The 10,371-nt window shown below is 45.0% G+C and carries 7 protein-coding genes, 1 pseudogene and 1 riboswitch; of the genes and pseudogenes, 7 read left to right on the top strand and 1 reads right to left on the bottom strand.

Annotation, left to right across the window (positions count from 1 at the left end; all coding sequences use genetic code 11):
• Positions 1–256, bottom strand: a pseudogene (locus tag B4033_RS04115) (DciA family protein); the annotation flags it as partial.
• A gap of 108 nt (positions 257–364) precedes the next feature.
• Between B4033_RS04115 and B4033_RS04120 the strand changes: the two are divergent.
• From B4033_RS04120 to guaB, 7 genes are all read left to right on the top strand, one after another.
• Complete coding sequence (locus B4033_RS04120) at positions 365–1,063, top strand: M23 family metallopeptidase (protein ID WP_004813747.1); 699 nt, start codon at positions 365–367, stop codon at positions 1,061–1,063.
• Positions 1,064–1,395: 332 nt separating this feature from the next.
• The gene (gene aceE / locus B4033_RS04125) at positions 1,396–4,098 is read left to right on the top strand and encodes a pyruvate dehydrogenase (acetyl-transferring), homodimeric type (RefSeq protein ID WP_004890761.1); all 2,703 of its coding nucleotides are present in this window, start codon (positions 1,396–1,398) and stop codon (positions 4,096–4,098) included.
• Between the two features lie 2 nt (positions 4,099–4,100).
• Positions 4,101–6,131 carry a 2-oxo acid dehydrogenase subunit E2 gene (locus B4033_RS04130; protein WP_286832313.1) on the top strand — a complete coding sequence of 677 codons (2,031 nt, stop codon included), beginning with the start codon at positions 4,101–4,103 and terminating at the stop codon, positions 6,129–6,131.
• 87 nt (positions 6,132–6,218) lie between these two features.
• Positions 6,219–6,362, top strand: a riboswitch (yybP-ykoY riboswitch).
• 71 nt (positions 6,363–6,433) lie between these two features.
• Positions 6,434–7,009: a TMEM165/GDT1 family protein gene (locus B4033_RS04135; protein ID WP_005220573.1), complete on the top strand. Its 576-nt coding sequence runs from the start codon at positions 6,434–6,436 to the stop codon at positions 7,007–7,009.
• A 183-nt stretch (positions 7,010–7,192) separates the two neighbouring features.
• Entirely contained in the window at positions 7,193–7,990 is a 798-nt protein-coding gene (locus B4033_RS04140; RefSeq protein ID WP_286832315.1) for an MBL fold metallo-hydrolase, read from the top strand.
• Positions 7,991–8,084: 94 nt separating this feature from the next.
• Positions 8,085–8,450: a YkgJ family cysteine cluster protein gene (locus tag B4033_RS04145; RefSeq protein ID WP_082180213.1), complete on the top strand. Its 366-nt coding sequence runs from the start codon at positions 8,085–8,087 to the stop codon at positions 8,448–8,450.
• Positions 8,451–8,800: 350 nt separating this feature from the next.
• Positions 8,801–10,267 carry an IMP dehydrogenase gene (gene guaB, locus B4033_RS04150; protein ID WP_286832317.1) on the top strand — a complete coding sequence of 489 codons (1,467 nt, stop codon included), beginning with the start codon at positions 8,801–8,803 and terminating at the stop codon, positions 10,265–10,267.
• The last annotated feature ends 104 nt before the right edge of the window (positions 10,268–10,371 follow it).

Genomic DNA, 10,371 nt, shown 5'->3' on the forward strand with positions numbered 1-10,371 from the left:
CGCTAATTTGAGAGAGTTGTGAAACGTATTGCTTCTGTAAGTAGGCCAATTGAGAAATCATGGCCTGGTTTTCACCAGTAAGCGTTAACACACCATTTTGATAGCAGGCAACCTGCCACTGTTCCGGTTGGGGCAACAAAGGTTGAATGAGTTTTGTAAGTTTCTGCCATGCAGCAACTTGTGATGAGAGAAACGAGAAGTTTCCTGTTTTTATGTGTTTTCTTGTTTGTTGAAAAACGTTGACAGGTTCAGACATACATCATTCCTACATGATTATGCCTTAATCTTATGCGCTCTTTTCGGTAGATATCAAGGAAGAGATCACCCAAGGAACTCGATTAAAACAGTTTTAGAGAGGTTTTTTATGCATTTGCGACGTATTTTGTTGGCATTTTCCCTAGCGAGTTCAGCTGCTTCTGTAGCATTCGCAGATTTAGTGGATCTAAATCAGGAAAGTGGATCCGTCGATCGTCTTGAGCAGCTTACACGGACTTTAGCACAGGGCGCTTATACACAATCAGATGATGTTTATATCCCTGCTGAAACCAAATTAAGCGTTCAGCTCCGTGAGAAGCCAGTTGAGCTCAACAATGCAACGATTGAGAAAAAATACGGCGCTTCTAAGTCTACATCTAAATCTTCTTCAAGTTTTTCATCTTCTCCATATTCCTGGTTAGTTGCACATCCTCTGCCAAACCTGAAACGTGTCAGCTCTGACTTTGGTGGGCGTACCATGAATGGTCGCGCTGAAAACCATTCTGGTCTGGATATGTCTGCACCAAGCGGTACACCGATCTATGCGACGGGGCCTGGTATTGTGACCAAGTCAGGTTGGGGTACAGGTTACGGCCAATACGTGGAAATTAATCACGGTAATGGTTACCTGACTCGTTATGCACATGCTTCACGTCTGATTGCACGTGTGGGTGATCGCGTAGAAGCAGGTGAGCACATTGCCAACGTAGGATGTACAGGTCGCTGTACAGGCCCGCATTTACACTATGAAGTAGTAAAAGACGGTCAGCGTAAGAATCCTTCAACTTATCTTGCCATGCTGCCATAAGGCCTGTCAGGTCATTTAAGCTACCCTGTACATAACACCTACAGAAAAAGCACATCCATATTTAAAAGTAATAAATCTCTGGTCTCTTTCTAAAATGAGAGAAACTGGAGATTTATTGCTTTCAGGTCTTAATTTATCACTAAAAAAATATGAGCAATGTATAATTTTGATTCTTTACTGACTCAGATTTGTATCTTTGTGTAATAAATGATCAATAGGTATTTAGCTGCTAAATACCCTGGCATTCGCGCATTCAGCGTGGGCGATACCTGTCACTGCCCTAAATATGATACATATAAACGATTAATGTAGATCTTTAGGAACAGTAGATTATGGCGTTTTATGGCGATACAGACGCGCAAGAAACTCAAGAATGGCAAGACGCTTTTGACTCTGTTTTGCAACACATGGGCACTGAGCGTGCAGCTTTCTTATTAGAGAAACTTTATCAGCGCGCGATTGCTAAGCATGTTCCCATTCAGCGTTTAAATACTCCTTACTTAAACACGATTTCTGTTGAAGAACAACCACCTATGCCGGGTGACCAGGACATGGAGCGCCGTATTCGTGCGCTGATCCGCTGGAATGCACTGGCGATGGTTCTTCGCGCGAACAAAACTGGCGATGATCTAGGTGGCCACTTGGCCAGTTTTGCATCATCCGCAACCTTATATGATGTAGGCTTTAACCACTTCTTCCGTGCCAATAGCGATAGCTTCGGCGGTGACATGATCTATTATCAAGGTCACTGTGCTCCGGGTATCTATGCACGTTCATTTCTGGAAGGCCGTTTAACGGAAGACCATTTAAATAACTTCCGTCGTGAAGTAGATGGCGTTGGCTTACCTTCTTATCCACATCCATATTTGATGCCGGATTACTGGCAATTCCCGACTGTATCGATGGGTCTGGGTCCGATTATGTCGATCTACCAGGCACACATTCAAAAGTATTTGATGAACCGTGGCTTGATCAAGGAAGAAGATCGTAAAGTCTGGGCTTACCTGGGCGATGGTGAGATGGATGAACCAGAAAGTACCGGTGCAATCTCTCTGGCTGGCCGTGAAAAGTTAGATAACCTGATTTGGGTGGTCAACTGTAACCTGCAGCGTCTTGATGGCCCGGTACGTGGTAACGGCAAGATCATCCAGGAACTTGAGTCGCTATTCCGTGGTGCAGGCTGGCGCGTCATTAAAGTCGTTTGGGGCCGTCATTGGGATCCATTGCTTGCCAAAGATGAAACTGGCGCTCTAAAAGCGATTATGGAAGAAGCGGTAGACGGCGATTACCAACGTTACCAAGTAAAAGGTGGTGCTTATACACGTGCGCACTTCTTTGGTAAATACCCAGAAGCTGAAGAGCTGGTTAAAGGTTTAAGTGATGAAGACATCGACAACTTGAACCGCGGTGGTCACGATCCATTCAAAGTATATGCAGCCTATGCAGAAGCAATGAAATCCACAGGTCAGCCAACCGTTATCTTGGCGAAAACAGTGAAAGGCTATGGCCTGTCTGAAGAAATTGAAGCGGTGAATAAGACTCACCAAATCAAGAAAATGCAGCTTGAGTCGTTGAAATATGTGCGTAACCGTTTCAACTTGCCATTTACTGATGAGCAGTTAGAAGAAGTTCCATTCTACCGTCCAAGCGAAAACTCGCCTGAATTGAAATATATGAAGGCACGTCGTGAGGCGCTCGGTGGTTACCTGCCTGCACGTCGTAAGGAGAGCGAACAGCTTGCGATTCCAGAACTGTCGGTATTTGACGCAGTACTTGCAGGTTCTAACGGTAAGCAACAATCAACCACCATGGTGATGGTCCGTTTAATTTCTTCATTATTGAAAGAAAAAGCCATCAAAGACCGCGTGGTTCCAATCGTTCCAGATGAAGCACGTACATTTGGTCTGGAAGGTATGTTCCGTCAGCTGGGCATTTATGCTGCACATGGTCAAAAATACACGCCTGAAGACCAGGAACAATTGATGCATTACCGTGAAGCAAAAGACGGTCACATGCTTCAAGAAGGGATTAATGAAGCGGGTGCGATGAGTGCCTGGGCTGCGTTGGCAACCAGTTATTCAACCAATAACCTGCCAATGATTCCAATGTACATGTACTACTCTATGTTCGGTTTCCAGCGTATTGGTGACATTGCATGGGCGGCAGGTGATGCGCAAGCACAAGGCTTCTTGCTGGGTGCAACAGCGGGTCGTACTACATTGAATGGTGAAGGCTTACAGCACCAAGATGGCCATTCGCATATTCTTGCGAATACGATTCCAAACTGTATTTCTTATGATCCTTGCTTTGGTTATGAGCTTGCCGTGATTGTTCACGATGGCTTGAAGCGTATGTACGTGAATCAAGAGCGTGTGTTCTACTACTTAACCGTAATGAACGAAAACTACGAGCATCCTGCAATGCCACAAGGTGTTGAAGAAGGCATCAAACGTGGTATGTATCTGCTGGAAGAAGACGAGAAAGCGACTGTCCAGTTGCTTGGTTCAGGTGTGATTCTACGTGAAGTGATCAAAGCTGCGAAGATCCTGCGTGAAGAATATCAAATCCATTCAAACGTATACAGCGTAACCAGTTTCAACGAGCTGGCACGTGATGGTATGGCGTGTGAAGAGTACAACCGTTTACATCCATTAGCTGAAGAAGTGAAAGAGTCTTGGGTTGCTCAGCAACTACGTGGCACAAATGGTATTGTAGTTTCTGCAACAGACCATATGCGTGCGTATAGTGAGCAAATCCGTGCCTACCTTCCAGACAACCGCCCATTCGTTGCATTGGGTACTGATGGTTATGGCCGTTCCGATACACGTGCCAAACTTCGTAGCTACTTCGGTGTAGATGCTGCTCATATTGTGGTTGCTACATTGAAGAAACTGGCTGACGAAGGTGAAGTAGATGCTCGTCTAGTGAAAGATGCGATTTCTAGCTTCGAGCTGGATACTGATCGTCCAGTTGCATGGGCGCCACAAGCAACGCCTGAACTACACGCTGTTGCTGACTACAAGGAGGAGAACTAATCATGCAAATTACGACTCCTGATATTGGTGTAGATAAGGCAACAGTTGCTGAAATTCTGGTGAAAGTGGGTGATACCATTGCCATCGATGAAAGCATTGTACTGCTGGAATCTGACAAAGCCTCTGTTGAAGTGCCTAGCACTTCAGCAGGCGTGGTAAAAAGCATTCTGGTTAATCAGGGTGATGAAGTATCTGAAGGTGCAGTACTCATTGAATTAGAGGCTGAAGATGATGCCAATGCTGTAGAAACCCAGCAAGCTGATGTGTCTGATAAAACTTCAGAAAATACGCCGACTTCATTACCTGATGATGAAATTCTCCAGGAAGTGGCTTCACATCAGCCGGGCACTGCGACTAAACAAAGCCAGACACCTGCTGCTAATAGCGCTGCATCTGCAACTGTTGAAGTGAAAGTGCCAGATATCGGTGTAGAAAAAGCACTGGTAGGTGAAATTCTGGTACAGGTCGGTGATGAAATCACGGTTGATCAAAGCATCGTGGTCGTAGAGTCCGATAAAGCGACTGTTGAAGTTCCAAGCACCATCGATGGCACAGTAGAAGCTATTCAAATTAAGGAAGGCGATACCGTTAAAGAAGGTGTGGTTATCCTGACCGTGAAAACTGCGGCTTCATTACCGGTTCAGCAATCAGCTCCTGAGTCGGCTGAACAAGCTTCTGCACCAGCAGCACCTGAAGCCAAAGCTGAAACAGTTACACAAGCACCCGCAGCGCCTGCTGGCGATGTGGAAGTGAAAGTACCTGACTTGGGTGTCGACAAAGCTGCTGTAGCAGAAATTCTGGTACAGGTCGGTGACAAGGTTGAGAAAGACCAAAGTATCATCGTGGTGGAATCGGATAAGGCGACTGTCGAAGTGCCAAGCACGACTGCAGGTGTGATCAAGTCAATTCATGTCGAGCTCGGCCAGAACGTTTCTGAAGGCATTGCACTGATTACGATTGAAGCTGCAGGGCAGTCAGCACCTGCGACAGCTCCGGCTCCAAAAGCAGAAGTGTCAGCAGCTAAAGCCGTACCTGTACCAGCTGCAGTGCCAAAAGTTGAGACTGCTGCTGCATCTGAAACGCAAAATGCAGACAAGCTCACCAAAGAGCAGAACGCTGCCAATGCCAAAGTCTATGCCGGTCCCGCAGTTCGTAAGCTTGCACGTGAGCTGGGAGTGGTACTTGCTGAAGTCAAAGCATCTGGTCCGCATGCGCGCCTGATGAAAGAAGATCTGTTTGCATATGTGAAAACACGTCTGACTGCACCGGCATCTGCTGCAGTTGCGCCAGCCGCGGCTGCACCCGCAGGCTTACCAAAACTACCAAGCTTCGATGCATTTGGTGGCGTGAAAGAGAAAGCCTTGACGCGTTTGCAGCAGGTTTCTATTCCGCAGTTGTCTCTCAATAATTACATCCCGCAAGTGACACAGTTCGACTTGGCCGATATTACTGAACTTGAAGCATGGCGTAATGAGCTGAAAGGCAACTTTAAGAAAGAAGGTCTAAGCCTGACCATTATGTCATTCATTATCAAGGCAGTAGCACACCTGCTGAAAGAAGAGCGTGAATTTGCAGGTCATTTGGCAGATGACGGTAAGTCAGTCCTGTTGCGTAACGAAATCCATATGGGGATTGCAGTCGCAACACCAGATGGTTTGACGGTTCCTGTACTGCGTAATCCAGATCAAAAATCCATTAAGCAAATTTCGAAAGAATTGGGTGAACTGGGTCAAAAAGCACGTGATAAGAAACTTTCACCGAAAGATCTGCAAGGTGCAAACTTCACGATTTCAAGTCTTGGAGCAATTGGTGGTACAGCGTTTACCCCACTTGTGAACTGGCCACAAGTTGCAATCCTGGGTATTTCACCTGCGACCATGCAACCGGTTTGGAATGGTGAGGGCTTTGATCCACGCTTAATGCTTCCATTGTCATTGTCATACGATCATCGTGTGATTAATGGTGCAGATGCGGCACGCTTCACCAATAAATTAACCAAATTGTTAAAAGATATTCGTAGCCTATTGATCTAATGCATTAATGCTTTAATAGAAAGACCCTGCTCCGGCAGGGTTTTTTATATTACGATTTGTAAATATGGATGCTCTTGATTATAATGAGCTTACTTCATTGGGGAGTAGCCGCCTTTTGCGCAAAGCGAAAGGGTGATGGTCAACATATTTGTCCTGAACCGGACATGGTCATCATAGCAAAGAACCAAATGAGCTTCTTGAAGCTTTCTTTTGTTGGCAAGACCTTTGATTTACCATTCTGCAGATTTTGGCTGGCGGGAAGGGTAAGTCATCGGTAGCACATGCCAGCCAGAGAAAGACACATGTACGAATTCCTTCTTTCAACTGCCGTCGTAGCACTTGCCGAAATGGGCGATAAGACCCAATTGCTTGCCTTGCTGCTTGCCGCGCGATTCAGAAAGCCTGTTCCTATTCTTATTGCGATCTTGCTAGCGACCTTGATTAACCACGGTTTGTCTGCGGTATTGGGTCAGTGGATTACCACGGTCATCAGTCCAGATGTGTTGTTATGGGTTGTTTCAATTGGTTTTATTGCCATGGCGATCTGGATGCTGATTCCGGATGAACTTGGTGATGAATCTTCTAGCATCAATAAATGGCAAAAATTGGGGGTGTTTGGTGCGACCTTTATCCTATTCTTCCTGGCAGAAATTGGTGACAAAACCCAAGTTGCAACTGTAGCCCTGGCAGCACGTTTTGACAGTGTGCTTTGGGTAATGCTGGGAACCACAATAGGTATGATGATTGCCAATGCACCGGCAGTTTTTATTGGGGATAAGCTGGCAAACCGCCTGCCAATCGCCTTGATTCACAAAATTGGTGCGTTGATCTTCTTGTTGATTGGGATTGGTACCTTGCTCAAACATTATTATTTCTAATTCATAAGAATAATATATTAAATCCTGAGCTAAAAACTTGGGATTTTTTATTGTGAAGTAGCTCTCAAAATGCTGATAAATAAGGCTATATAGACATTTTTATTTATTGTAAGTTTCTCTGAATACTTATATGTTAACAACAACACAAAAATCATTTTTAAATGTATAAAATTGGGGAAAGTTATGGCTTTTGAACGTACCACATCACAGGTTTTATTCGATGATGGCATCCACAAGTGCATTAGTTTTACCAGCCTGGTAAAAGGTGAAGGCGTTCAGGCCAACCAGTTTTTAATTATTGATAATAACCGTGCGGCAGTACTGGATCCGGGGGGTGACCTGACTTATGTGCCGCTCACCATGGAACTGAACAAGTATACCCGTCTGACCAATCTGGACTATGTCATGGCCTCGCATCAGGATCCGGACATTATCACTTCGATGCCGCGCTGGTTAGTCTATACCGATGCCAAAGTGGTTGCGTCCAAGCTCTGGGCACGTTTCTTGCCGCACCTGAACTCGGCCTTTATGAGTGACCGCATGAAAGGTAACTGGTTAGATCGTCTGGTGGAGCTGCCGGATCATGGCCAGATTATCAAACTGGGCAATTCCAATATTGTGGCAATTCCCGCTCATTTTCTGCATTCAGTCGGTAATTTCCAATTCTATGACCCGATTGCAAAAATCCTGTTTTCAGGCGATATGGGCGCGTCTATGGTCGAAGACGCTTCGCGTCCACTGGAAAACTTTGCGGCGCATATCCCGAAAATGAAGGGCTTTCACCAGCGTTATATGTGTAATAACAAGGTGATCCGTCTTTGGGTGCAAATGGTACGTACCATGGATGTAGAAATGATCGTGCCACAGCACGGTACACCGTTTGTGGGCAAAGAGCAGATCAATCTGTTTCTGGACTGGATTGAAACCCTGGAATGTGGCACTGACTTAATGGATGAAACGGTATTTACCTGTCCGGAATAACAGGAAAAATTAAAAAAATACTTGAGTGAAAAAACAACATTTTTTATATTTTCGGATTCCAAAAAATCTTTTTGATGACGAGAATTTATAAAAAATGTTGTCTCAAGTTCCAACACAGGATGCATGTTTAAGTTGTGGCGCATGTTGTGCCCATTTCAGGGTGTCGTTTTACTGGGCAGAGGGCATTCCGATGCCAGAGCACTATACGGAACCTGTTACATCGGTGTATTCGTGCATGGCCGGGACCAATCAGAAAAACCCACGCTGTGTTGCACTAGAAGGTACGATTGGTGAACAGGTCAGTTGTGGTATGTATGAGCTACGCAGTACTTCATGTAAGGAAGTACAGGTTGCTGATGTGCAGTGTAATAAAGCCCGCATTGCCCATAATATGATTCCATTCATCCAGATCGATCGGGATAAAGCCGAGAATGACGATAACTTTGAACGCGTCAGTTAAATTTTGAATTCAAGATTTTAAAAAACAGAGCTTCGGCTCTGTTTTTTATTGAATATAAATATTGGCATGCTTGAGCTTCAAATTTACAGGCAAAGTATTATCACTGAATGATTGGTTTTTTATTTCACTATCTGTGGAAAAGAACAAGTGCATAAATGATTTTGTAAGCTTAATTATTCTTCTTGTTGGGTTGGAATATTTAAACTGTTGATTGAATAGTCGAATTTATAAATTTAGCCAGTTAAATTAGATCTAAGTCCAGATTTCGTCAAAATAAATTTTGCAATTGCAATGAAATTTAGAGCTAAATTTGTTTATAATGGCGCACGGAAATTACCAGTGAGACTGTTATGTTGACCATCGTTCAAGACGCGTTAACCTTCGATGATGTCCTATTACTCCCTGCCTACTCTACTGTTCTCCCAAAAGATGTCTCTCTAAAGACACGCCTGACTCGCGGCATTAACCTGAATATTCCTCTTGTGTCTGCAGCTATGGATACGGTGACTGAATCCCGTATGGCGATTGCAATGGCGCAAAATGGTGGTATCGGTATTCTGCACAAGAACATGGATATTGCTGCACAGGCTGCTGAAGTACGTCGTGTGAAGAAATTCGAAGCGGGTATGGTGAAAGATCCAATCATTGTTACCCCAGAAACTACCGTTCGTGAGTTGATTGCCTTAACTCAGGCAAACAATATTAGCGGTGTACCTGTTGTTAAAGATGGCAAAGTGATTGGTATCGTGACAGGTCGTGATACACGCTTTGAAACCAATCTTGAACAGCCAGTCAGCAACATCATGACAGGTCAGGAGCGTCTGGTCACAGTTCGTGAAGGTGAGTCGAAAGAAAACATCCAGGCCTTACTGCAAAAACACCGTATCGAAAAAGTTCTGGTTGTAAATGAACAGCAAGAACTGAAAGGTTTGATCACGGTTACAGATTTCCGCAAAGCTGAAAGCTATCCAAACAGCTGTAAAGATGACCTGGGTCGCCTACGCGTGGGTGCTGCGGTTGGTACGGGTGCAGAAACACCAAGCCGTGTTGAAGCATTGGTTGAAGCTGGTGTAGACGTGATTGTCGTCGATACTGCACATGGTCACTCTGCTGGTGTGATTGAACGTGTACGTTGGGTAAAACAGAATTTCCCACAAGTTCAGGTGATTGGCGGTAATATTGCGACGGGTGATGCTGCACTTGCACTTCTGGATGCTGGTGCAGATGCTGTTAAAGTGGGTATCGGTCCTGGCTCCATCTGTACGACGCGTATTGTTGCGGGTATTGGTATGCCACAAATCTCTGCAATCGATTCAGTTGCGAATGCATTGAAAGAACAGATTCCATTGATTGCTGATGGTGGTATCCGTTTCTCTGGCGATATGGCAAAAGCGATTGGCGCTGGTGCAAGCACCATCATGGTGGGTTCACTGTTGGCTGGCACCGAAGAAGCACCAGGTGAAGTTGAGTTCTTCCAGGGTCGTTACTATAAAGCTTACCGTGGTATGGGCTCATTAGGTGCGATGGCTGGAGCAACAGGTTCTGCAGACCGTTATTTCCAGGATTCTAAAGCAGGTGCCGAGAAACTGGTTCCAGAAGGCATTGAAGGCCGTGTACCTTATAAAGGCCCAATGGGTAACATTGTGCATCAGATGATGGGCGGTCTGCGTTCATCTATGGGTTATACCGGTTCTGCAGTGATTGAAGATCTTCGTCAAAATGCGAAGTTTGTGAAAATCACTTCTGCAGGTATGTCTGAATCTCACGTACATGACGTGACGTTTACCAAGGAAGCGCCAAACTATCGCGTTGGCTAATTTCCTTTCTGCACTCATTCGAAAAAAGCCGTCATAGCAATGACGGCTTTTTTATTTTGGTGTAAAGTGTTGCTCATTGTAAAAATGGATGGTGTAATTCATCC

The organism is Acinetobacter sp. UBA3132 (assembly GCF_002364825.1).
GTDB classification, from domain to species: Bacteria; Pseudomonadota; Gammaproteobacteria; order Pseudomonadales; family Moraxellaceae; genus Acinetobacter; species Acinetobacter schindleri.

Coding starts and splice junctions, on each gene's coding strand:
- B4033_RS04120 (WP_004813747.1), top strand. CDS start 365: ATGCATTTGCGACGTATTTTGTTGGCATTTTCCCTAGCGAGTTCAGCT.
- aceE (WP_004890761.1), top strand. CDS start 1,396: ATGGCGTTTTATGGCGATACAGACGCGCAAGAAACTCAAGAATGGCAA.
- B4033_RS04130 (WP_286832313.1), top strand. CDS start 4,101: ATGCAAATTACGACTCCTGATATTGGTGTAGATAAGGCAACAGTTGCT.
- B4033_RS04135 (WP_005220573.1), top strand. CDS start 6,434: ATGTACGAATTCCTTCTTTCAACTGCCGTCGTAGCACTTGCCGAAATG.
- B4033_RS04140 (WP_286832315.1), top strand. CDS start 7,193: ATGGCTTTTGAACGTACCACATCACAGGTTTTATTCGATGATGGCATC.
- B4033_RS04145 (WP_082180213.1), top strand. CDS start 8,085: ATGTTGTCTCAAGTTCCAACACAGGATGCATGTTTAAGTTGTGGCGCA.
- guaB (WP_286832317.1), top strand. CDS start 8,801: ATGTTGACCATCGTTCAAGACGCGTTAACCTTCGATGATGTCCTATTA.